The sequence below is a fragment of the Clostridium sp. CX1 genome (genome assembly GCF_025398335.1).
Classification (GTDB): Bacteria; Bacillota; Clostridia; order Clostridiales; family Clostridiaceae; genus Clostridium_AM; species Clostridium_AM tanneri.
The window spans coordinates 305,703-327,324 of record NZ_JAODOO010000004.1 but is presented as its reverse complement, the minus strand read 5'-3'; the positions used below and the strand labels follow the sequence as shown (position 1 = coordinate 327,324).

The following is a 21,622-nucleotide window of genomic DNA, read 5'->3' as shown; positions in this document are numbered from 1 at the left end:
GCGTAAATATCGTAAAAACTGAATATAGGATGAAAAAAGACTAGAAATAGTGGGAGCGTAATTAGATTTGTGTAAAATCAAATCTAATTACGCTTCTTTTTGTATAGTTAGTTGGCATTTATAATTATTTATCGCTTTTGAGATATACAAGCGTTATAAAACTGACTGCCAAGTGACGTACGATACACCAGACCTTTTTGTATTTCTGGTCTATTGTTCATTGAGTTTATTATATTAAATATGCTTTTTGTAGTAGGATGATTTTCAAGTGCTGTATAGAAATTGTCTGTAGTACTGAATGTTTCAAGATCTATTTTAATAAGACCTAATCTATCCAAGTTTTCTAAGTAACTTACACCAAGCTTGGGAGTTGTACATGCTGCTTGTTCTGGTATGGTCGAAAGTTTCTTTAGCATATAGCCGAAATGATTAGTTTCTTTGTTAATTGCCTTTATTGATATTATCGGGAAATTGGTGTCGTTGCTAAATAAATTCATTATCTTTGCTTCATCAGGAGAAAGTTGCTTTAAAATTTCTACAAAAGATGGATGAGCTGTTTCAGCAGTTATAGAATCCATAGATGTAGCAAGTAGATTTGCATATAGCTCTCTTAAATTTTCGTTATGGCCAGCAAATCTTAAAGCTTCTAAAGCTGGTCCAGCAACTTCGGGGGCAGGGCTTATAATTCTTTCAGGGGGAACATTTTTAAGTTTTTGTTCTAAAGAATTCGTAATATATGTTTTGATTTTGTCATAACCCCAAACTAAAGCAGATAATGGAGCAAGAGCTACGTTGATAGTTTTTCCTACTGTTCCTAAGGCAGTACCAACTTCTTTGAGCGCTGGTTGAGCTAGATCTTGGTATACAGGAACAGCCTCTACAACACCTTTTACAGCTTCAGCTACATCTTTCACCATAGATGCAGTTTCTTTAACACTATTTTCCATGAAAACACCTATTTAAATATATTTATGTTAATAATTAGACATAAATGTAAAAAATCCTCTAATGGTGAAAAAATTAAAATAGAAAAAGAAGGTGATAAATTGAGTATCTTAAAATTTATTCTTGAAATGATAGGCGTTGGATGGTGTGCTCTAGTTGTGATGATTGGTATTTGGGGAGGAGGTATAAAGGTAGAAATCAAAAATCCATTTACACAAAAATTTGACACCATAACAGACGTTACTATAAAAAAGTAAAGGTTTATCAAAATTAAGTCTTTTTTAATTTTGTATTACGGAGGTGCAGCATGGCTTATGATGAAAAGTTATGTAATGAAAAACATCAAAACATAAAGGAAACCTTAAACGACATAATATCTTAAAAATTAATCCTTTACATTAACAAAATATTACATTATAATCTAAATTAGGTGGAATAGGGGGTCGGGCTCATAAATGTAGGAGATGGTGCGGTCGCCGTTTACTGGTGCGAAACAAAACCCAGAGCACCTTGGGCTTTTGAATTTTGAAAGTGCAAGGAGGGATGCCTCATGAAGGGATTTCTAAACTCTTTAACTCAACTTTTAGTAGTTGTTTTATTAATAGTGTTATCTAGGTAATACCATTAGGATGGAAACACAATCATCTCCGAAGCTTATGTAGAATTTAATAGTTAAGTAATCTTGATCAATTTTAAGAACTTGGGAAATCAGGTTCTTTTTTATTTTTTGCGAAAGTGGAGGTTTGGAATGGATAAAAAAGATACATTTAACAGTGTAATAGCAACGCTGGGAACATTATTTACATGGCTATTTGGAGTTTGGGATATAGCAATTGCAATATTAGTGTTGTTCATGTTCCTAGACTATCTTACAGGGGTAATTCGAGGATACATAAATAAGGTGTTATCAAGTGATGTAGGACTTAAAGGGATCGCAAGAAAGGCTGTTATATTTGTTGTTTTAATTGTAGCTGTAGCATTAGATAGACTACTTAACAACGGCACCTGGGTATTCAGAACTTTAGTATGTTACTTTTATATTGCTAATGAAGGCTTAAGTCTACTAGAGAATTGCGGATCTTTAGGATTGCCATTGCCTCCAAAGATAAAGGAAGCGTTAGAGCAACTTAAAGAAGGTAATAAAAAAGAAATTAAGAAAGAGGAGATATAAGCCTATGAGTAAATTAGTATCAAAACAGTGCATAGATTTTGTAAAATCTTTTGAGGGGTTTTCAGCAACTCCTTATTATGATTGTGTTGGAGTTAAAACCTTGGGTTATGGAATGACCGGTAAAGAGATTGAAGGTTTAAATTATGTAACAGAAGAACAAGCTTCAAATATGTTAGAGGACTTGCTTAATAATAAATATGCGACACCTTTAAAATCAGACTTAGACTCTAAAGGTGTAAGGCTAAATCAAAACCAGTTCGATGCACTGGTAAGTATGGCCTATAATATTGGTGTTAGTGGAGTACTAGGCTCTACTCTATATAAAAATGTATGCAAAGATGTAAGAGATGTGGATACTATTACAGCTAATTTTACTGCATGGAGCAAAGCTGGAGGAAAAACATTGCCAGGATTATTAAGACGGAGGCAGCGAGAAGCAGCAATGTTCTTTAGCAATGGCAATACAGTTCAGAAGGAGGAAAGGAAAGTGGAAAATATAGTTGTTTATAATTATGGACCAGATCAGGGAGCAGCAGAGTACTTAGCTAATTATTTAAATTGTCCTGTAATAACTAACAGTAGAAAATTTGACTTTAGTTGTGTTAAAAATGTATATGCTGTTGGTGGGAAAAAGGAACAGTACTCGTCTTATGTAAAACAAGTTATTAGCGGCACAGATCAGTATGAAACTATGAAAGAAGTGCTGCATTTCTGCGACAAGCTATGGTAATTGGAGGATGAACATATGAAAGAACTTCTACAGATTAAAAAGATTATAGCTCTACTACTTACTATAGTATTTTGTTATTTAGCCATTGTAGGAAAGGTTACTGCAGAGCAGTACTTAACTGTTTTCAGTTTAGTAATTGCTTTTTATTTTGGACAATCTACTGCTAGACAGGCAGTTAAAGAGAGTAAATAATTGCACCCCGGGCTTAGGCTCGGGGTTATTGTTCATTCTTGTTTCCACTTACATTAGTAATGTTATTCTCATTTTTTATATTTATAATTGGAGCCTGCAATATTCTTTTACAGTAATATTTTCTATATGCCCGAATAGCTAATATCATAATTAAAATAACATTAAAAACTGATAATAAAGATCCTTCATGTTCTGAAATTTTACTTACTATATTGACAAATAGAATTATACCTAAAGTAATGTGATAATTTTTAATAGCCTTTGAAATCCACTTTCCAATCAAATCTAATATTTGCAAAAAAGTTAATATGCCTTTTAACATTTATAAACCCTCATCTATAATATTAATTGGTTAACTTTAGCGTTTTTAATACGCTATATTGAGTGGCCAAATCTTTTCCATCATACAGTTGAAAGTTGTACTTAGAAGGTAATGTTTCAATATACCTTATAGCTTCATCTGTAAATATACCACTAGTAATTATAACTCCACCAGTTATATTGTCACCAATCATTGCACCAACAAGCTTTCTTGCTATATCATCATCAACCTTAAACTTAGCATTTAAACTATAAACAAATCTTTTACATTCTACATAGATTTTTTCAAATTCCTTTTTACAAATGATATCTTTGCCGCCATCTGGTCCTTTTGGCGTTACATACACATCTAGGTAACCCTTCTTATCTAAAAAATCTCCACACCAATGTTCAAACTCGTTAGGTGTAAGGTTATCATGTAAGTCACTAACGAGGATAATACCATTTTTTAGCCTTTTTATATCTGAAGTAAATAATATTCTTAGCTTTAAATAGCTAATGGTTTCTTTTATTAAAAATGCTGTGTAACCAATTAAAAACACAATGAAAACTAATTCTAGTTCTTTTATAAAATTCATATAGATATCACATCCTTAAATATTTTGTTGCAATAGCATAGCAACTTCTTTTTCACGTATTTTTCTATGATATTTACTTAAAGCTATTCCATCATATAAAGTAATTGAAAATCTTTCAGGTAAGTTTTTCACGTAATCCAATGCTTCTGAAGTAAAGTCACCGGTTGTAATAACTATGCCTTGGGTAATGTTATCATGTTCTATAGTTCCAATGAACTTTTGAAGATCTGGTCTACCAACAGTTCCATAGCTATCGGATATTTCTTCTACTTCACTTGTTAACTTGCACCAAACATAGACTTCAGTATTATCTTTTTTACATGTAATTGTTTTGTATTTATTATCATTCCATGTAGATACAATGCTCACATCACTATAGTCCTGTCTTTCTAAGAAGTAGCAGCACCAATCTTCAAAGTCACCTATAGATAGCTGTACTAAGTGTTTTCTTGAGAGAAAAGCATACTTATACCATTCTTTTTTATGGTAGCTATTAAGCCTATCCTTTAGAAATAGCAGTATCTTACTATAACATTTTAGAGCTATTAAAAATAAAATAAGTGAATAAAATTTATTCAAATAAAACACCTCCATTAGCATTATTCCATGTTTTGGAATTATATATACTTAAGTAGAAAGGAAAATTTAAATTATATGTAGAATATGTCTATATAATAATAGTGAGGTGCTGTAAATGGCTATTAAAAATAGGCTTAAAGAAATTAGAATGAGAGAATATATGTTGAACCAAAAGGAATTTGCTGAAGAGATTCTTAAAATTAGTGTATTTACGTATAATCCAATAGAATCAAATAAAAAGCAAGGTAATATAGAAACAATATTTAAGATATCAAAAGCTCTTAATAGAAGAATAGAGGATATATGGTTTTATGAGGCTGAATAAGCCTTATTTTTTTTATATTCCAATTGCTTAATTGAAAAAAATATATAATATATGAAAAATATTTTTTTAATTAAGCAACTTTTAAACAATTGATGCATATATTGTTATTAGAGGTACAGAAAAAAGGTATAAGTGAGAGGTATAAAAAATGAAACATTATACTGGTGAAATTATAAGTGTATATGACGGTGAGTTAATAGGATGGACTACTGCTACATTAATAGAGTTTGTAGGGAAAATAGGTGGTTATGAACGTTGGAGAATGATAACTAAGGAGGGGTCGGAACTTAGACGATTAGTTGATTTTGATAAAAAGTATATAAATCAGCCTAAAACAACTGATTTTAAGTTACTAAAGAAGTAGGGGAAACCCTACAGATACATATAACTAAAGATAAATGTTATATGAATAAAACTTAGGAGGAATAATTATGATCACACTTACACCAAAGGCATTAGAAAAATACTTAAGAGATTATGACTATGAAGTCACTACTGAACAAGCAAGAAGTATTTTAGAGCTACTTGATAGTTACTATGAGATATTTGCAAGTGTAGATATCCAGGAAGTAGCAGATTATATTTTAAAAGGTAGCAATTCTAAATATGCTTATTATTTTGAGTAACTAAGGAGGAATCAAAATGTTAAGAATGCTATTGAAAAAACTAATAAGAAAAACTTGTAAGCCTCAAAAGAGAACAACTGCAGAAGATGTTTTATATCCTACTCAAGTATATCCATTATATCTTTGCGTGCAACAGACTTTTAATTACTGCATTAAAAACAGGCTAATGAAACGAGAAGATATCTTGTATATGAAAGAAATGCTAAATGGTTTTATCAAAAATAAAAACTACTACAAGGATATCAAATTCAAGAATGATGTGCATGAGATTTATAAGAAACTAAAATCCCATAACATATCAGAAAAACAAATGAAAAAACTCTTAGATTTTGTAAATCAGTTTGCAGTAGACATTCCAGAACCTATTCAAACTGTTCAGCATCTAAAAGTAATTAAGTAACACTATAAGCCTATCATAGCTTATAAACCTTATGAGATTGAGAATTTAATATAATATTGCCCATCATAGCTTTATTTAAAATTCTCTTTCTCTACCTCTACATAACTGCTTATTTAATTAAGTAGTATGACTAATTTTAGGGAGGATTATTCATGGTACAAATACTATATATGTTTCAGGAGGCAACATGTCTTGGCAAAATATTTATTATAGATGAATTAATGTATTTAGATAAGTTGGTTGCATCAAAGGCTATGTCGTTATGTACGCCTTATAATCTATTCATTGGTGGAACTGCAGCTTACCTTTTTGTACACTGCTACATTGCTATGAAAAATAATAAGAAAGGAGCAAAATAATGTTTGTAGAACTAGGAGCTGTAGGAGCTATAGCTTATGGTTACAGAAGATGGAATAGTAGAGATGCATATTATATGAAAAAGGAAATGAAGAAGATTTTTGAAGATAATAAACTAGATTACTACACTATTATAGATGTTAAGAGATGCTTACCTTGGGGTTATTCAATTATAATTAATTTAAATGGGAAAGGCTTTGAGAAGCTATCAGGAGCAAAGGACAGCATTGAAACTAAATTAGGGTATGAAACCTATATAGAACAGAATAGAAACTTAAAAACTGCAACTATAAAAATAATAGTATTACCACTTACTGAAAATACAGAGTTTAGACCATATAAAACAAAGCCTTATGAGATATATGGTGGGCTTAGCTATACAATGCAAGAACTAGTTGTTAATATGAGGAGATTTCCAAATATCTTAGTGTCCGGTCAAGTTGGTGCTGGTAAAACAGAGATTATAAGAATTCTACTTTGTAATCTTATAAATAATTTTACTGAAAGAGATGTAAATATATATTTTGCGGACCTTGCAGATGTTGCTGATTATGATGTGTTCCAGAAGTGTAAGCAAGTGAAAGGGTATGCTAGAACCTTAGAAGAAACTGAAAAATTATTTAATTATTTAATCCATGTATATACAAAAAGGCTAGAGATTTTTGCAAAGAACGGCTGCAAAAATATTCAAGAATACAATGATAAATTCTATGGTAAAAGAATGGCTTATGATTATTTAGTATTGGATGAGTTTGGAGACTACTTTCCAGTAAATAAACTTGAGGATAACTATCAAGTAAAAGTTAAGTGCTACAACTTAATAAAACACATGACACGTAAGTTTAGAAAAGTTGGTATTTATTTAATAGTAGGAATTCAAAGGCCGGATACATCTATATTAGATCCTAACTTAAAAGCTAATCTTTGTACTAAAATAGGATTTTCACAAAACAATGATGCTTCATCTTTAGTAATATGTGATACTACAGAACTTGCAAATATTGAAAATAGAAAAGCTCTTTTAATGTATGGCAACAAAAGAGCATGGTTTAAGTCACTATATATTAATGATGACTTAATAACAGAATATATAAAACTGAGTATAGTAAATGGTAGCAGAGAAGAGCTGGATGATTATAATAAATTCTTACCTAAAAAAGAGGTAAAGGTTGTGAAAGAAAAACAAAACCTCCCATATGCTACTATTACCAAAGAAAAAAAATCACCTAAACTTAAGACGAAAGTTAAGGTGAAAATTAAATGATAAGTAAAAAAGATAAATTAATCCTCAATTTTATATATGAGCATGGGAGCATAAGTATTCAACAATGTGCTAAAGTGATTTTTAAAGGTAACAAATATGCTTATGATCAAGCCAGAAAACAGCTAAGGCAGTTATATAAAGAGAAAGCAATATCTTGTTATAAACCGCCAAAGGCATCAGAAAAGCTATATTATATAGATAGCCCGTTAGGAATTCATGCTTTAAAATTAATAGATGTTTATGCTGAATTGCTTGGCTTAGGAGCAGATATAAAGACATTTCATAAGAAATACAGGATATATACATCTAATGATAAATATAGAGAAATAGATGCTTTAATGGAACTATACTATGATGGTTACTTCATACCGCTAATAGTTGAAATAGACTATTCTCATAACACTTCTATGATTAAATTACAAGAGATATATCAGAGTGGGCACTTCCAAGAGAAATACAAAGATATTGATAATGATATTTTCCCGTTAATCGTAATTGTAAGGCCAGTTTTAAGTGAAAACATGGAGGAATGTGAGTTACCAATGCTTTACGTGGATTTTAGATTGGGCAATTTGGTGACGGCTCTGCAGTAGCCGATTGTAAGTTTCGCTTCGCTCAACTAATTCTTTTCAATTCTTTATTTTATTGCCTTGCAAGAATGCTTTAAAATCAATGCCTTAAATGATATTTTTATACTAAAGATAGGTATATGATTAGTATAATTTTTAGGTATAACGTATAGGTAGAAAAATAACTGCAATCTAGACCAGATATTTGTTAACTTCGTGTTATTTATTTGTGGAAAGGTTTCAGAAAATTTTTAGTAAAGTGTGCATATATTAATCAAACGTTTAAATAAATCAAATGACCGCCAGTTGACCGCAGAAGGTATGTCCACAAATTCAACTTTACGCAATGCTTGTCTTATTTTTTAATGTTATAGTTATTGAAAATGCTAGTGTTCATAAAATATATTCACTTAAAAACAACTTGGACACTTTTTAAAATAGTGCTTCAAAACCGAGTTGCCGTGCTAAGACCACGACGGGTGAGTTCGATTCTCACATATTCCCGCCAAATGAGTAAAAAAGACGTTTAGTGATTTTATAAAATCTCTAACGTCTTTTTTTATTGTCTAAAATCCGAAAACTCATGAATCTTGGCACTTTTCTAAAATACAAGGATGTTATCATTTTCAGGAAGTGAAACGAAAATATGATCTTTTAGAAAGCTATGTGAACAAAGGGCATAAAAACTTACTAGGTGGGGAAAGTTTAGAAAAGAAACAGATTAAATAAAAGGTGGGATGAAACAAATGAGTAGTATTTCACAAAGGCTTGAAAGATTGCCCGTTACGCCCATGCTTTGGAAAGTGCTATTTTTAACAGGTATTGGCTGGTTATTTGATGCTATGGATCAGGGAATGGTAGCCGGTGTAATGGCTGCCATTGGAAAGGAGTGGAGGCTTACTGCTGTAGATTTAGGATTGCTAGGCAGTGCTTCAGCGGTAGGGATGGCTGTCGGTGCTGCCGTTGCCGGGATGGCTTCCGACAGATGGGGAAGAAGAACAGTGGTTACTTTTACCCTTGTATTATATGGAGTAGCTAGTGCAGTATCTGGTTTAGTACCTAACTTTGGACTACTGTTGCTGTTTCGGTTTTTAACAGGATTAGGCTTAGGTGGGGAATTACCAGCAGCATCTACTTTGGTTAGTGAATTTTCACCTGCTAAAGCCCGTGGTCGTATGGTTGTCCTACTAGAGAGCTTCTGGGCTTGGGGCTGGATTATTGCTTCTCTAATTGCCTACCTATTGATTCCTATCTATGGTTGGCGCATTGGATTCTTTTTAGGGGGAGTTCCAGCACTATATGCAGCTTACTTGAGAAAAAGTATTTCAGAGTCTCCGCGATATTTAGAGCAAAAGGGACGTTTTCAAGAAGCTGATGAAATTGTAAGTAAAATGGAACAGCAGGCTGGAATAAAGAATAACGGAGAAACCTTTGCTAACCAAATAGAAGAGAAAAACACTAATAAGATCACCCTTTTAGATTTATGGTCTAAAGAGTATCTTAGACGTACTTTCGTACTATGGGTTCTGTGGTTAGGTATTAATTTTGGATATTATGGATTTGTTTTATGGACTCCTACTCTACTTGTAGGCAAAGGCTTCAGTTTAGTAAGAGGGTTTGAGTTTACTCTAATCATGAGTATTGCTCAGTTACCAGGATACTATAGTGCTGCCTACCTAATAGAAAGAATTGGCCGGAAAGCGGTTCTAGTACTCTACTTAGTAGGCACTGCTATATCAGCATATCTATTTGGCCAGGCGGAATCTGTAACTGCTGTACTGGTTTTTGGCTGTCTACTTTACCTTTTCAGTTTAGGAGCTTGGGGTGCAGTATATGCCTATACCCCAGAGGTTTACCCTACTAGAGTTAGAGGCAGTGGAGTTGGATGGGCAGCTGCCGTTGGACGCATTGGTGCCATTGCCGCTCCTTATATAGTTGGAGTGGTTTATGAGACTAAAGGTAAAGAGGCTGGTTTCAACTATGTTTTTGTTATGCTTACTATAGTATTTGCAGTGGTGGCAGTGGTAATTGCATTGGCAGCTGTTGAAACTAAAGGAAAAGCTTTAGATGAAATCAATACACCTAGAACATAAAAAGCTAATAGGGTATATACTACCTTGCCTTTCTTTATAAAAATAATATTTAATTTATATTATATAATTTGAAAAATTAAATTAAGAATAAACACACCTCTTATAAGGGACAATAATAGTGTAGTACATGTATAAGGAGGGAATATTATGAGAGAAGGAACAATACCTACAGCATTAGGAACAGTTGTAACCGCAGGAGCAGTAGCTCTAAGAGCAATGGACATGAAGAAAAGAGGAATGAGAAAAAAAGACATGGTTCCTATGATTGAAACTGCTGTATTAGGTTTTGGATTAGCACATGTGGTATTAGGTACAATAGACTTGATTGAGCATAGAAGATAGAAGGTTAATTAAAAGCAGATATACTGGAGGTTTTTACTATGAATGAGGAATTTGTAAATGAATATAAAGGTGTAAGAAAAGCTGATGAATTAGGAACTTGGGGTCTTACTGATGAATATACTATAAAAACTGATGCAGCAAGTTATGGAAAAGCTAATAGAGGAGATTATGATATGGAATTAAGCACTGAATTTCTTAATTCCAATGGAGAAGTTTTAAAAGCTTTTAAGAACTTAGGCTATGCAAATTTAGGATCTAACCAAGAGGAGAGACTAAGACAGCTTGAAAGACAATTTAATGAGGAGTTTGGCACAGCCTTTTACTTTATGGTAATGAAACAAGATTAATAGTAAATAAGAGGTGTTAAAAAGCAGCTAGTGAAAAAATACACTAACTGCTTCATTAATATTAACAAGGTTATTTTTCTAAATCTGCATCTCTGAAGAAGAAGAAGCCAAGATTTGAAACATGAACATCCTTAAGTTTTTTGTTCATACAAACCACTTCTGTATATTCATATATAGGCATAAGTGGCATATCAGCCATTAACATATCTTCAGCTTCATGAAGCATTTGAGCTCTCTTTTCAGCATTTACTTCAACCTTTGCTGCAGAAATTAACTGGTCATATTTAGGATTATTATATCCAGAGTAGTTATTTCCGTTAGTAGTAGTAGGAATATCAAGGAAAGTCATTGGATCGTTGTAGTCAGCTATCCATCCATCCCTGTTAAGAATATAATTATGTTTATTAGCTTCAGTTAATTGAACTTTTCTTTCAAGGTTTCTTAATGTAATATCAATTCCTAAGTTTTTCTTCCACATATCTTGAACTGCTGCAGCTACACTTTGGTGAGCTTGTAATGTATTGTATATTAGTTCTAGCTTAGGGAAGCCTTTACCATCTGGGTAACCAGCTTCAGCTAAAAGTTTTTTAGCCTGTTCTACATCAGCAGTTGTTTTGTAATACTCTTTATTTTTAAATTTAGCACCATTTTTATCAGTTACAGAACTTGGAACAAAAGAAGTAGCTGGCTTTTCGCCGCCTTTTGAAACATTTTTCGTTATAGCTTCTCTATCTATAGCAAGAGATAAAGCTTTTCTAACTCTAACATCCTTTAATGCCTTAGCTGCGTCTGGATTAACATTTGCAGCATTTTCTGATACATTAAAGTCATAGTAATATGTTCCTATATAAGGATAATCTTTAGCTGTACCATCCTTTAATAAGTTAGGGATTTCCTGTGTAGGTGGTTTATCAATCATGTCAAGCTCGCCGGTTTTAAAAGCTGCAAAATAACTACTTTCATTCTCTAAAACTTTAAATTCTATTTTATCTAATTTAACGCTTTTAGTGCCCCAGTAGTTAGGGTTTTTTACAAAGTTTATGCTGTCCTTCATTTTATGTTCCTTCATCATGAAAGGTCCGTTGGAAACATAAGTTTCTGGTTTTGATGTCCAATCTGTTGGATTTTTTTCAACTATATCTTTTCTTATAGGCATATAAGTTGGGAAAGACATTAGGGATAGGAAGTATTCTGTAGCTCCTTCCAATGTAACTTCTAGGGTAGAATCGTCTTTAGCCTTAACTCCAACCTCGTCAGCAGTTGCTTTTTTAGTTGCCTTTGGATCTTTGCTTTGGTTATATGCTTCACCATTTTTTAAATAAAAAAGTTGGAAAGCATATTCAGAAGCGGTGTCAGGATTTAGAGCTCTCTTCCATGAATATTCAAAGTCTTGAGCTTTCACAGGTTGACCATCTGACCACTTAGCGTCTTTTCTCAGATGGAAGGTATAATGTAAGCCATCTGGTGATACTTCCCATTTTTCAGCTACTCCAGGAATAACTTTTTCATTCTTGTCAAGGTTAGTTAAGCCTTCGAAGGCATTAACTATTACTTTAGAGCCTTCTACAGAGTTGTTTAAGCCTGGGTCTATTGTCTTAGGGTCAGCACCAAGGTTAACTTTTATTACTTTGTTTCCAGATGCTTCACTATTGGTTGCAGTACTGCCGCCGCAGCCAGCAAGTATTGAGCCAGCCAAAGCAACGGTCATAACTACAGCTAAAAGCTTAGACTTTTTGTTTTTTAACATTACTAATCCCCCTTTTATAATATTTTTATAATATATAGCAAGAGTTTTAAAATAAAAAACTCTTACCAAATACTCATAGATAAAGTGTTATTAATACAGGTGGCATGCAACACAGTGGTTATCACCTAAATCCTTCAATGGTGGCTCAACTTCTGAGCAGATAGACTTAGAGTATTTACATCTTCCCTTGAATCTGCATCCAGGTGGTGGATCTATTGGAGATGGTATCTCACCATCAAGCATAATTCGCTGGTTGGCAGAGCTTATATCTGGATCTGGAACAGGTATAGCTGATAAAAGAGCTTGAGTGTATGGGTGAAGCGGCTTTTTATATAACTCATTGCTATAACCTAACTCAACCATTTTCCCAAGGTACATAACTCCAATTCTTGTGGATATATGTTTAACCATTGAAAGGTCGTGGGCTATAAAGAGGTAGGTAAGACCTAAATCCTCTTGTAAATCCTCAAGCATATTTACTACTTGTGCTTGAATAGATACATCTAAAGCAGATATTGGCTCATCACAGACTATAAATTCCGGTTCTACAGCTAGTGATCTAGCTATACCAATTCTTTGCCTTTGACCACCAGAAAATTCATGAGGATATCTACTAGCATGATCTTTGTTTAAGCCAACTTTACTTAGGAGAAAATGTATTCTTTCAGTTCTTTCTTTTCCTGACATAAGTTTATGGATATCTATTGATTCCCCTATAATGTCCCCAACAGTCATTCTTGCATCTAGAGAGGCATAGGGATCCTGAAAAATCATTTGCATTTTTCTTCTGTAAGGCAGTACATGTTTCGGAGATAACTTTGCGATGTCTTTGTCATCATAAATTATTTGGCCGTCGGTAGGTTCATATAGCTTTATTATAGTTCTACCAATGGTAGTTTTACCGCAGCCAGATTCACCAACTAGTCCCAAGGTTTCTCCTTTATTTATAGCAAAAGAGATATCATCTACGGCCTTTACATAACTCTTTTTATTACCTAAAATACCTCTTTTTATTTCAAAATACTTTTTTAAATTCTTAACCTCTATTAATTTCTTTTTATCTGCCATTATAAATTTCCCCTTTCTGTATAACTTTAGTTTCTGGTGCATTAGGGTGATTTAACCAACAGGCAGAACAGTGATCTGCACTTATTTCAAATTCACTTGGTTTTTCTGTTAAACATATTTTCATTGTGTAATCACATCTTGGTGCAAAGGGACAACCGCTCGGAGGTTTTAAAAGGTCTGGAGGTGTACCTTCAATAGGTGTTAATCTTTCTTTTATTTCCTCCTTAGGATTTGGTATACTTCTTAGAAGCCCCCAGGTATAAGGATGTTTCGGATTATAGAAGATATCTCTGGAACTACCGCTTTCTACAATAGTACCACCGTACATGACATATATTCTGTTACACAAATCAGCTACTACCCCTAAGTCATGGGTTATTAAAATTATAGACATATCTATTTTTGTTTTTAGATCTTTCATAAGTTCTAGAATTTGGGCCTGGATGGTAACATCTAATGCAGTTGTTGGCTCATCTGCTATCAAAAGTTTTGGTTCACATACAAGAGACATAGCAATCATGGCCCTTTGTCTCATACCGCCAGAAAATTCATGTGGATATTGTTTCATTCTCTTTTCAGGACTAGGTATACCAACTAGTTTAAGCATTTCTACTGCTTTGCTAAAGGCATTAGCTCTATTCATTTTTTTGTGTTTTAAAAGTGGCTCCATCAATTGTTCACCTATAGTGAACACAGGATTTAAGGATGTCATAGGGTCTTGAAATATCATTCCTATTTCGTTACCTCTTATCTTTTCCATTTCCTTTTCTGGCGCCTTTGATAGATCCTTTCCATTAAAGAGTACTTGACCTTCTTTTATTTTTCCGTTATCTGCTAAAAGTCTCATAGTAGACATCATAGTAATGCTTTTGCCGCTGCCAGATTCTCCTACAATTCCAATAGCTTCTCCTTTATTCACGTTAAGAGAAATTCCTCTTACTGACTTTACTTCTCCAACATGAGTATAAAATGATGTATGCAAATCCTTAATTTCTAGTAAATTTTCCATAGTAAAAGCCTCCTATTACTTTCTCATCTTAGGGTCTAGAGCGTCTCTTAAGCCATCACCAAGTAAGTTAAATGCAAGCATCGTTAAACATATAGCAAGAGCAGGAAAGAATAATTGTGTTGGGTATAGCTGAAATCCGTCAAGAGCCTCTGATGCAAGGGTACCCCAAGATGCTTGTGGTGCGGAAACTCCAAGACCAATGAAGCTTAGGAATGATTCTGTAAATATGGCTTCTGGTACTGATAATGTAAGTGTTATAATTATTGGGCCCATACAGTTAGGAATAAGATGTCTTAAAAGTATTCGTATAGGTGAAGCACCTAAAGTTTTTGCTGCCAATACGAATTCTTGATTTTTTAATGACATAATTTGTCCTCTAACTATTCTTGCCATAGTGAGCCAGAAGGCTATAGATAGTGCCACTATAATACTCTTTAATCCAGCACCTAAAATAACCATTAATAATATTACATATATCATCATAGGTACTGAATATAGTATGTCTACTATTCTCATCATAATATTGTCTACTTTTCCGCCAAAGTATCCTGCTATACCACCATACAAAATACCTATGACAATATTGAGCATACTAGCAACATAGCCGACAGTTAGCGATATCCTTGCACCATAGAGTATTCTTACAAAGATATCTCTTCCAAATTTATCTGTTCCAAACCAGTGTTCTGCACTAGGCGGTTGATTTGCCATCTCTAGGTTTTGGGAGAAATAGTTGTATTTAGAAAGCATTGGACCTATAATAGCTACTGCTGTAATAAATATAACAAAGGCTAGACCAACCATAGCAAGCTTATTTTCCCTTAGCCTTCTCCAAGCATCCTGCCAGTATGTAAGACTAGGTCTGACTATAGCTTCAGTATTTTTTTCTTCAGGAGAAACTTTTTCAAACATCTCTATGGATATATCTCCAGAGATGCTTGTTTCTTTAACAGTGTTGTCAGAGATTTTTGTATCTTCTGAAAAAATTTTAGTTACTTCCATTTAATAACCTCCTTAACTTTCAAGTTTTATTCTTGGGTCTATAATTACGTATAATAGGTCTACTATTAAGTTGCATAATACTAAGAAGGTGCTGAAGAAGATTGTTACACCTAGAGTAGTAGTATAGTCTCTGTTTCCTATACTTTGAACGAACTCTCTTCCAAGGCCTGGAATACCGAATAATGTTTCTATAACAAAACTTCCTGTAAGAATTCCTGCCAAAAGAGGTCCTAAATATGTTACTATAGGTATTAGTGAATTCTTCAATGCATGCTTGTAAATAACTTTTGCTTTGGATAGGCCTTTAGCTTTAGCTACCTTTATATAGTCCTGTCTAATAACTTCTAAAAGGCTTGACCTAGAAAGTCTTGCGATAAAGGCCATGGCATAGCCGCCTAGGGCTACAGAAGGAAGAACTAAATTTTTAGGCTCATCAAAGCCTACCGCTGGAAACCAACCAAGTTTAACGGCAAAAAAGTAGATGAAAAAGGTGGCCATAACGAAGCTTGGTACTGTTACCCCCAGGGTAGCAATAATCATACAAAGGTTGTCCTGCCACTTTCCTTGATGAAGTGCTGCTGTTGTTCCCATATAGGTACCTACTATAAGGGCAAATCCTATAGCACACAAACCAAGCTTTGCTGAAGCTGGAAAGGAGTAAGTAATTACGTCATTTACAGATTTACCTTCATATCTCATTGAAGGTCCTAAATCTCCGTGAAAGACAACATTTTTTAAATAAGTTGTATATTGCTCACCGAGAGGTTTGTTAAGTCCGAATTTAAGCTCTAAATTTGCTTTAATCTGATCTGGCAACTTTTTTTCTGAATCAAATGGTCCGCCGGGTATTTTGTGCATCAAAAAGAAGGTCAAAGTAATTACAACCCATATGGTTATGACACTAGAAAATAATCTCTTTAGAATATACTTAAACATTTTTACCCCCACTTTCAAGAAATTTTATAATTAAATTTATATATCTTATGCTAAAGAAATGATTTTTAAGCTTCACAGAAATGCATTTGTTTAAAAATACTGACATGGGATATATTAGATATTTTTAATGATATTAACATATAATGATATCCATGTCAATGTGGACACTAGATAGTTTAGAATGACATATATTATAATAATATAAATGGTCTCAGTGGCTTTGAAGTTTACTAAAGTCTTGTTGTATAATCACGAATATTAAAAGGGATATAAATCCAATATTCAAATGTTTATCCATTTAAATGCAGAAAGGTGAAGTTTATGATTGAATGGTATGGTAATCCGTGGAGTGAAGTTGTTAAAAGATTACAAAGCAACATCTACTCAGGACTTGACGAAGAACAGATAAATCCCCATAGAGCTCAGTATGGTGAAAATAAAATAGTTATACCAAAAACAAAAAGCATATATAAGCTTACTTTAAAACAAATAAAGGAATTATGGGTTTTACTAACAATTGTTTCTGTTCTTTTAATTCTATATATGGGAAACTTTTTATTGGCAGCAGCGGCACTAACCATATTGATAATAAATATTTCATGTATAGTTATTGGTGAATATAACGAAGAAAAACGAATAAAGGAACTTGAAAGGCTTAATAGTGGATATGCTAGAGTAGTTAGGGAAGGAAGAACCTTAAAAATACCTGCTGTAGAGTTAGTAGTAGGCGACATCGTAATTGTTGGAAGAGGTGAAAGTGTTCCTGCAGACTTAAGGGTGATAGAGGGAGATGAACTACGGGTAAATGAAACTTCTATTACAGGAGAGAATTTTATAGCAGAAAAATATGAGACAAAAGTAGAGGATAAAGGATTAACATTATCCGATATGAAAAACATTCTTTTCAAGTCTTCCGTAGTTGTAAATGGCAATGGAACAGGAATCGTTATAGCCGTTGGAATGAGTACTCAGATAGCTAGTGTAGTTAAATTACTTTTTGATAAAAAAGCAGAGATGCCATCTTTTAATTACAGATTACACAAATTAATAAATCATTTTACCTTGCTTATATCCATATGCTTAGTTTGTATCGATGGAGTTCTTGCCTATTCGGGAGCTGCAGTAGAAACTATACTAAAAACCTCTGCTATATTTTTGTTAGGGGGAATTCCACAAGGTATAATCTTAATAATAACTGTTATTTCTACTATTCTCTTTAAGCAAATGGAAAAAAGTTCTATAATTTTTAAAGACCTATCCACCTTAGAAAAGTTTTCATCTGTATCTGCCATTTGTACAGATAAAGTAGGCTCCTTCTCAAAGGACAAGGTAAGGGCTGTAAAGATATACACAAGTGGAGTAATTGTTGATGCGGATGAGGAAAATGTATTCGAAAATATAGATGAAGAGAAGAATCAAAACCTATATAGAATAGCTAGCATAGGCTTACTATGCAATGATACAAAAACGAACGTGGGAAAATTGTCAAACCCAAAGAATGATTTAATGGAAGTAGCTCTCGTTAAATTTGGGATGCAAAGTGGTCTGGACAAAAGGAAGTTGGATAGAGAGCATAGAAGAGTTCTTCACATACCTTTTGATAGTGAAAGAAGAATAATGACTACAATAAATGCATTAGACGAAAATTTTAGGGCAAATGTCAAAGGTGCTGTAGATTCCTTATTAGCTAGGTGCACTCATATAATGAAGAACGGTATAGAGATAGAAATAACAGAGGATGATATAAATGCTATAAAAAAAGCAGATATAGTTATGTCAGGCGAATGTTTATCTGTTATAGGTTTTGCCTATAGAAACTTTAATTACGAACCAAGTCTTAAGGAGAATATTGAAAGTAATCTAGTATTTGTGGGATTAATGGGGTTTGAAAACTTGTTGAAAGAAGAGGCTGAGAATTCCATTAAAAAAAGCAAGGTTTTATCTGTAAAACCTGTGATAATAACTGAGGATAACAAGATTACAGCCCTTGCAGTGGGAAGAAAAATGGGATTGATATCAAAGCTCCGTGAAATTTTATCTGGTATAGAAATTGATAATATGGCAGAAGAAGAATTTGATCGTATTGGGTCAAAAATAAGCGTTTTTTCAAAAATAAATTCTAAGCATAAGGTAAAAATAATAAAAACATTGAACAGTTATGGATATACTACAGCTATGATTGGGGCTAAGTTGATAGACCTACCTGCTCTAAGAAGCGCAGATGTAGGTATAACAACCTCTAACAGTAATATACTTAAAAAGTTGACAGATATATTTCTAGTAGATACAGATTTTATGAAACTTCTTGATCTTCTAGAGGATGCTAGAAAAGTAATGGCTATGATTAGGAAAGTAATAGTCTATGTCCTTACCTGCAGTGTCTCTATATTAGCATTTACAATGCTATCTTCTCTATGGGAATACGAAATACCTTTTGTTATGCAGGAAGTCTTTTGGTTTAATATCATAATAGTATTTATATCCTCTATAGTACTGTTGTGGGAGTATAAACATGAAGTGCCTTGTGTAAATCAAGTTATAGATAAAAATGTAATAAAAGAAAAGATGACTTTTATTGTATCTAATGGTTTACTAATGGGAGCCACTGCTTTTGCAATTGTTGTATCTACCTATTCTCAGGGAGTGGAATTTGCCAAAACTGCTGCCTTTACTGTTTTAAATTTAAATGCAGTAATTTTTACTTACAGCTTTTCTAAAAAGTTATTTTTCAAAAGCAGATTGTCTAATGTGCTTATATTATGTAATTTAATTATCCAATTATCTATTTTAATATTTGCTGTAGATATGAAAATCTTTCTAAATGGGGGCTATTGGATAAACATAGGAATAGCAATAGTTGTTTGGCTACTAATAGCACTATTTCGTAAGTTTAATAAAGATGAGTATTATGACTAAGTCTTCTATTGTTGGATAGAATATCAATAGGAGGTGGGAAGTGAAATGCTCCAAAATGTTTTTTATACTGCAATAAAGGGAAGCAATATAGTATTTTTAAACATTCCTGAGGTTGATTATTTTTCAATGTATGACAGTCTAACTAAGGAGTTTGCGGAAGATATAGTACAGAGGTATTTTACAATGAGAGGTAAAGAAGAAATGCTTCGTCTAAGAGAAATGGAAATAGACCCGCAGACTCATAATGTTAATTTAATGCTGGAATTAGATAATACTATGTTATCTAAGGAAGGTATTGTACAATGAAGAGACCTATCGTATATTACGCTATTTCTCTGTTTATAGGCTGTATTTCCACCTTGATGCTTTTTCAGAGTATTATAGCAGGTGCAGTTATTACTGCATCTCTTTTTGCTATATTCTTTTTTACCTTAGATAAGAAATTTTTTATTATAAATATTCTTTTCTTTTTAATAGGAGCATTAAGTTATATGATGTACTTTGATTTAAAGGTTCCAAACTCTGCAGAGGTCAGAGTTATAGAGAATAAAGGGTATTATTATATAGCAAATTATAAGGGAAGAAAATTAATATTAAATGGAAAGACAACAAAGTTAAAAGAGGGGCAAAAACTATTAATCAGTGGTAAGTTTAAAAAGGAAATCAATTATTCAAGAGGAATAATTGGAACATATAAGGTTGAAAAATATACTCCCTATAAAAAGGACTTTATACATACCCTATATGATATAAAGAAAAATATATACTATAGTTATAAGGAGAGTATTGGGGAAGAAAAAGCAGCTCTGGTAATGTCTCTTTGCTACGGTGATACGGAGTATCTAACAAAAAGTCAAAAAAGTGATTTCCAGGAGATGGGAGTATTTCATGCTGTCAGTGTTTCTGGGTTTCACATGGCTATTATTTATAAGGTATTAGAAAGTGTAATAGGATTAAGATGCTCAATTGTAGTTTCTTTTATTTATATACTTTTCACTGGCCTTCAGGCATCAACTGTAAGGGCTTTTATAATGATACTGATATTTAAGCTGTCAAAAACAGTATGTAAAAACTATGACGGTATATCTTCCTTAAGTTTTGCAGCATTACTTATCCTTTTTATTAAACCATACTACATACTGGATATAGGTTTTACTTTATCAGTTTTAGCTACGTTAGGAATATTGATATATTATAAAAAATTCTTAAGGATGATGCACAGAATGCCTGAAATGATAAATAAAAGTTTAAGTGTAACCTTAAGCTCTCAAATATTTTCAGTACCGTATACTGCTTTTACTATTCAAAATTTTAGTGGAGGTTTTATACTAGGAAACTTATTTCTGCTTCCTATGTATTCAGTGATAGTTATTGTAGGTAATTTAGCTTTACTAGTAGGTTCTATAAAGCCTATATTCAGTTTTTTTAGTGCAATACTAAATTTAATGTTTACTGCAATTGAAGGTGCAAACTATTTGATTTTAAGGCTATGTCCTCCTGTAAGTTATTTAGGATATATGGAGGGAATAGCTTTAATTATAATTTACATATCATATTTGCTATATGAAAGAGGGTATAAACAATATAAATATCTACCGATTTTTGTATTGTTTATTATGCTTTGTGGAACTTATAGCTTTATTCCGAAGGTTTATCACATGGATTTCTTTAAGGGAGAGGCTGTTGTTATAAAGTATAAGGCGGATAAAATATTAATATGCAATTATGATCAGGCAAGTGCCAAGGAAGTCATAAATTTAAAGGAGTATATGAATATAAGCAAGGTTATTTCTAACCCAAAAGAAAAGGTCAATATAAAGTTAAACAATGATTTGTATTTAAAGGTGATTCCTTATCATGAAAAAATAAACCTTTGCATCTATAGTGGGAAAGAAAGATTTATGTTTATAAACAATAGTACGAATGGGAAAGATTTGGCGGTATTTAATTCTTATGACACAGTGAATTTTTCACAGGGCAGCAGATTAAGTAATTCTCTAAGAAATGGATATGATGATTATAAGGAAAACTGCCACCTATATGTTATAATGTTTAATAGAGTAGTTAAACTTTATTGAGAAAGGGTCAGGTAATTTAGATAATTT

25 protein-coding genes and 1 pseudogene are annotated in these 21,622 nt (G+C 32.8%); 17 read left to right on the top strand and 9 right to left on the bottom strand.

Annotated features, from left to right (window positions below; translation table 11 throughout):
- Positions 1–128: 128 nt before the first annotated feature.
- Complete coding sequence (locus N4T77_RS06735) at positions 129–947, bottom strand: DUF4393 domain-containing protein (protein ID WP_261670982.1); 819 nt, start codon at positions 945–947, stop codon at positions 129–131.
- 99 nt (positions 948–1,046) lie between these two features.
- Here N4T77_RS06735 and N4T77_RS06730 point away from each other — a divergent pair, with 99 nt between their 5' ends.
- From N4T77_RS06730 to N4T77_RS06715, 4 genes and pseudogenes are all read left to right on the top strand, one after another.
- Positions 1,047–1,202, top strand: coding sequence for a hypothetical protein (locus tag N4T77_RS06730; RefSeq protein ID WP_261670981.1), 156 nt, complete (start codon positions 1,047–1,049; stop codon positions 1,200–1,202).
- 491 nt (positions 1,203–1,693) lie between these two features.
- Positions 1,694–2,116: a holin family protein gene (locus tag N4T77_RS06725; protein ID WP_261670980.1), complete on the top strand. Its 423-nt coding sequence runs from the start codon at positions 1,694–1,696 to the stop codon at positions 2,114–2,116.
- Between the two features lie 7 nt (positions 2,117–2,123).
- Positions 2,124–2,582 (top strand): annotated as a pseudogene (locus N4T77_RS06720) (lysozyme); the annotation flags it as partial.
- A 279-nt stretch (positions 2,583–2,861) separates the two neighbouring features.
- Positions 2,862–3,038 (top strand): hypothetical protein, encoded by a 177-nt coding sequence (locus N4T77_RS06715; RefSeq protein ID WP_261670979.1) that lies wholly within the window; start codon positions 2,862–2,864, stop codon positions 3,036–3,038.
- Between the two features lie 25 nt (positions 3,039–3,063).
- Here N4T77_RS06715 and N4T77_RS06710 read toward each other — a convergent pair whose 3' ends face one another.
- Genes N4T77_RS06710 through N4T77_RS06700 form a run of 3 tightly spaced genes read right to left on the bottom strand, consistent with a single transcriptional unit; the run spans position 3,064 to position 4,516 of the window.
- On the bottom strand, positions 3,064–3,360 hold the full coding sequence (locus N4T77_RS06710; RefSeq protein ID WP_261670978.1) for a hypothetical protein: 297 nt from the start codon (positions 3,358–3,360) through the stop codon (positions 3,064–3,066).
- A gap of 22 nt (positions 3,361–3,382) precedes the next feature.
- Positions 3,383–3,937, bottom strand: coding sequence for a restriction endonuclease (locus tag N4T77_RS06705; protein WP_261670977.1), 555 nt, complete (start codon positions 3,935–3,937; stop codon positions 3,383–3,385).
- Between the two features lie 15 nt (positions 3,938–3,952).
- Positions 3,953–4,516, bottom strand: coding sequence for a restriction endonuclease (locus N4T77_RS06700; protein ID WP_261670976.1), 564 nt, complete (start codon positions 4,514–4,516; stop codon positions 3,953–3,955).
- Positions 4,517–4,631: 115 nt separating this feature from the next.
- On the opposite strand from N4T77_RS06700, the gene N4T77_RS06695 reads away from it, so the two are divergent.
- The 10 genes from N4T77_RS06695 to N4T77_RS06650 all read left to right on the top strand — a co-directional run bounded on the left by N4T77_RS06695 (position 4,632) and on the right by N4T77_RS06650 (position 10,839).
- Positions 4,632–4,841: a helix-turn-helix transcriptional regulator gene (locus N4T77_RS06695; RefSeq protein ID WP_261670975.1), complete on the top strand. Its 210-nt coding sequence runs from the start codon at positions 4,632–4,634 to the stop codon at positions 4,839–4,841.
- 148 nt (positions 4,842–4,989) lie between these two features.
- Positions 4,990–5,205 (top strand): hypothetical protein, encoded by a 216-nt coding sequence (locus tag N4T77_RS06690; RefSeq protein WP_261670974.1) that lies wholly within the window; start codon positions 4,990–4,992, stop codon positions 5,203–5,205.
- 67 nt (positions 5,206–5,272) lie between these two features.
- Complete coding sequence (locus N4T77_RS06685; protein WP_261670973.1) at positions 5,273–5,467, top strand: DUF2624 domain-containing protein; 195 nt, start codon at positions 5,273–5,275, stop codon at positions 5,465–5,467.
- Positions 5,468–5,483: 16 nt separating this feature from the next.
- On the top strand, positions 5,484–5,867 hold the full coding sequence (locus N4T77_RS06680) for a hypothetical protein (RefSeq protein ID WP_261670972.1): 384 nt from the start codon (positions 5,484–5,486) through the stop codon (positions 5,865–5,867).
- A gap of 152 nt (positions 5,868–6,019) precedes the next feature.
- The gene (locus N4T77_RS06675; protein WP_261670971.1) at positions 6,020–6,226 is read left to right on the top strand and encodes a hypothetical protein; all 207 of its coding nucleotides are present in this window, start codon (positions 6,020–6,022) and stop codon (positions 6,224–6,226) included.
- Complete coding sequence (locus N4T77_RS06670) at positions 6,226–7,488, top strand: FtsK/SpoIIIE domain-containing protein (protein WP_261670970.1); 1,263 nt, start codon at positions 6,226–6,228, stop codon at positions 7,486–7,488. Before N4T77_RS06675 ends, N4T77_RS06670 begins: the two co-directional genes overlap by 1 nt.
- A 74-nt stretch (positions 7,489–7,562) precedes the next feature.
- A complete protein-coding gene (locus tag N4T77_RS06665) occupies positions 7,563–8,081 on the top strand; it encodes a hypothetical protein (RefSeq protein ID WP_261670969.1) in 519 nt (172 codons plus the stop codon).
- Positions 8,082–8,803: 722 nt separating this feature from the next.
- Complete coding sequence (locus N4T77_RS06660) at positions 8,804–10,150, top strand: MFS transporter (protein ID WP_261670968.1); 1,347 nt, start codon at positions 8,804–8,806, stop codon at positions 10,148–10,150.
- Between the two features lie 147 nt (positions 10,151–10,297).
- Positions 10,298–10,492 (top strand): asparagine synthase, encoded by a 195-nt coding sequence (locus tag N4T77_RS06655; RefSeq protein ID WP_261670967.1) that lies wholly within the window; start codon positions 10,298–10,300, stop codon positions 10,490–10,492.
- A gap of 38 nt (positions 10,493–10,530) precedes the next feature.
- Positions 10,531–10,839 (top strand): hypothetical protein, encoded by a 309-nt coding sequence (locus N4T77_RS06650; protein WP_261670966.1) that lies wholly within the window; start codon positions 10,531–10,533, stop codon positions 10,837–10,839.
- 70 nt (positions 10,840–10,909) lie between these two features.
- Here N4T77_RS06650 and N4T77_RS06645 read toward each other — a convergent pair whose 3' ends face one another.
- From N4T77_RS06645 to N4T77_RS06625, 5 genes are all read right to left on the bottom strand, one after another.
- Entirely contained in the window at positions 10,910–12,586 is a 1,677-nt protein-coding gene (locus tag N4T77_RS06645; RefSeq protein WP_261670965.1) for a peptide ABC transporter substrate-binding protein, read from the bottom strand.
- A 90-nt stretch (positions 12,587–12,676) separates the two neighbouring features.
- On the bottom strand, positions 12,677–13,654 hold the full coding sequence (locus N4T77_RS06640) for an ABC transporter ATP-binding protein (protein ID WP_261670964.1): 978 nt from the start codon (positions 13,652–13,654) through the stop codon (positions 12,677–12,679).
- On the bottom strand, positions 13,644–14,663 hold the full coding sequence (locus N4T77_RS06635) for an ABC transporter ATP-binding protein (RefSeq protein WP_261670963.1): 1,020 nt from the start codon (positions 14,661–14,663) through the stop codon (positions 13,644–13,646). The genes N4T77_RS06640 and N4T77_RS06635 overlap by 11 nt, the downstream gene beginning before the upstream one ends.
- A 15-nt stretch (positions 14,664–14,678) precedes the next feature.
- Entirely contained in the window at positions 14,679–15,575 is an 897-nt protein-coding gene (locus tag N4T77_RS06630) for an ABC transporter permease (protein ID WP_261670993.1), read from the bottom strand.
- Between the two features lie 102 nt (positions 15,576–15,677).
- Positions 15,678–16,601 carry an ABC transporter permease gene (locus N4T77_RS06625; protein WP_261670962.1) on the bottom strand — a complete coding sequence of 308 codons (924 nt, stop codon included), beginning with the start codon at positions 16,599–16,601 and terminating at the stop codon, positions 15,678–15,680.
- Between the two features lie 321 nt (positions 16,602–16,922).
- On the opposite strand from N4T77_RS06625, the gene N4T77_RS06620 reads away from it, so the two are divergent.
- The 3 genes from N4T77_RS06620 to N4T77_RS06610 are packed head-to-tail and all read left to right on the top strand — an operon-like array spanning position 16,923 to position 21,595.
- Positions 16,923–19,517: an HAD-IC family P-type ATPase gene (locus N4T77_RS06620; protein ID WP_261670961.1), complete on the top strand. Its 2,595-nt coding sequence runs from the start codon at positions 16,923–16,925 to the stop codon at positions 19,515–19,517.
- Positions 19,518–19,562: 45 nt separating this feature from the next.
- Positions 19,563–19,823, top strand: a complete 261-nt coding sequence (locus N4T77_RS06615) for a hypothetical protein (RefSeq protein ID WP_261670960.1) — start codon at positions 19,563–19,565, stop codon at positions 19,821–19,823.
- Positions 19,820–21,595, top strand: a complete 1,776-nt coding sequence (locus N4T77_RS06610) for a ComEC/Rec2 family competence protein (RefSeq protein ID WP_261670959.1) — start codon at positions 19,820–19,822, stop codon at positions 21,593–21,595. Before N4T77_RS06615 ends, N4T77_RS06610 begins: the two co-directional genes overlap by 4 nt.
- Positions 21,596–21,622: the final 27 nt, after the last annotated feature.

Excerpts from the sequence above, each read along its gene's own strand:
- N4T77_RS06620 (WP_261670961.1), top strand. The coding sequence starts at position 16,923 with ATGATTGAATGGTATGGTAATCCGTGGAGTGAAGTTGTTAAAAGATTA.
- N4T77_RS06630 (WP_261670993.1), bottom strand. The coding sequence starts at position 15,575 with ATGTTTGAAAAAGTTTCTCCTGAAGAAAAAAATACTGAAGCTATAGTC.
- N4T77_RS06660 (WP_261670968.1), top strand. The coding sequence starts at position 8,804 with ATGAGTAGTATTTCACAAAGGCTTGAAAGATTGCCCGTTACGCCCATG.
- N4T77_RS06690 (WP_261670974.1), top strand. The coding sequence starts at position 4,990 with ATGAAACATTATACTGGTGAAATTATAAGTGTATATGACGGTGAGTTA.
- N4T77_RS06695 (WP_261670975.1), top strand. The coding sequence starts at position 4,632 with ATGGCTATTAAAAATAGGCTTAAAGAAATTAGAATGAGAGAATATATG.
- N4T77_RS06625 (WP_261670962.1), bottom strand. The coding sequence starts at position 16,601 with ATGTTTAAGTATATTCTAAAGAGATTATTTTCTAGTGTCATAACCATA.
- N4T77_RS06735 (WP_261670982.1), bottom strand. The coding sequence starts at position 947 with ATGGAAAATAGTGTTAAAGAAACTGCATCTATGGTGAAAGATGTAGCT.
- N4T77_RS06725 (WP_261670980.1), top strand. The coding sequence starts at position 1,694 with ATGGATAAAAAAGATACATTTAACAGTGTAATAGCAACGCTGGGAACA.
- N4T77_RS06715 (WP_261670979.1), top strand. The coding sequence starts at position 2,862 with ATGAAAGAACTTCTACAGATTAAAAAGATTATAGCTCTACTACTTACT.
- N4T77_RS06655 (WP_261670967.1), top strand. The coding sequence starts at position 10,298 with ATGAGAGAAGGAACAATACCTACAGCATTAGGAACAGTTGTAACCGCA.
- N4T77_RS06705 (WP_261670977.1), bottom strand. The coding sequence starts at position 3,937 with ATGAATTTTATAAAAGAACTAGAATTAGTTTTCATTGTGTTTTTAATT.
- N4T77_RS06610 (WP_261670959.1), top strand. The coding sequence starts at position 19,820 with ATGAAGAGACCTATCGTATATTACGCTATTTCTCTGTTTATAGGCTGT.
- N4T77_RS06615 (WP_261670960.1), top strand. The coding sequence starts at position 19,563 with ATGCTCCAAAATGTTTTTTATACTGCAATAAAGGGAAGCAATATAGTA.
- N4T77_RS06675 (WP_261670971.1), top strand. The coding sequence starts at position 6,020 with ATGGTACAAATACTATATATGTTTCAGGAGGCAACATGTCTTGGCAAA.
- N4T77_RS06685 (WP_261670973.1), top strand. The coding sequence starts at position 5,273 with ATGATCACACTTACACCAAAGGCATTAGAAAAATACTTAAGAGATTAT.
- N4T77_RS06670 (WP_261670970.1), top strand. The coding sequence starts at position 6,226 with ATGTTTGTAGAACTAGGAGCTGTAGGAGCTATAGCTTATGGTTACAGA.
- N4T77_RS06645 (WP_261670965.1), bottom strand. The coding sequence starts at position 12,586 with ATGTTAAAAAACAAAAAGTCTAAGCTTTTAGCTGTAGTTATGACCGTT.
- N4T77_RS06640 (WP_261670964.1), bottom strand. The coding sequence starts at position 13,654 with ATGGCAGATAAAAAGAAATTAATAGAGGTTAAGAATTTAAAAAAGTAT.
- N4T77_RS06680 (WP_261670972.1), top strand. The coding sequence starts at position 5,484 with ATGTTAAGAATGCTATTGAAAAAACTAATAAGAAAAACTTGTAAGCCT.
- N4T77_RS06650 (WP_261670966.1), top strand. The coding sequence starts at position 10,531 with ATGAATGAGGAATTTGTAAATGAATATAAAGGTGTAAGAAAAGCTGAT.
- N4T77_RS06635 (WP_261670963.1), bottom strand. The coding sequence starts at position 14,663 with ATGGAAAATTTACTAGAAATTAAGGATTTGCATACATCATTTTATACT.
- N4T77_RS06710 (WP_261670978.1), bottom strand. The coding sequence starts at position 3,360 with ATGTTAAAAGGCATATTAACTTTTTTGCAAATATTAGATTTGATTGGA.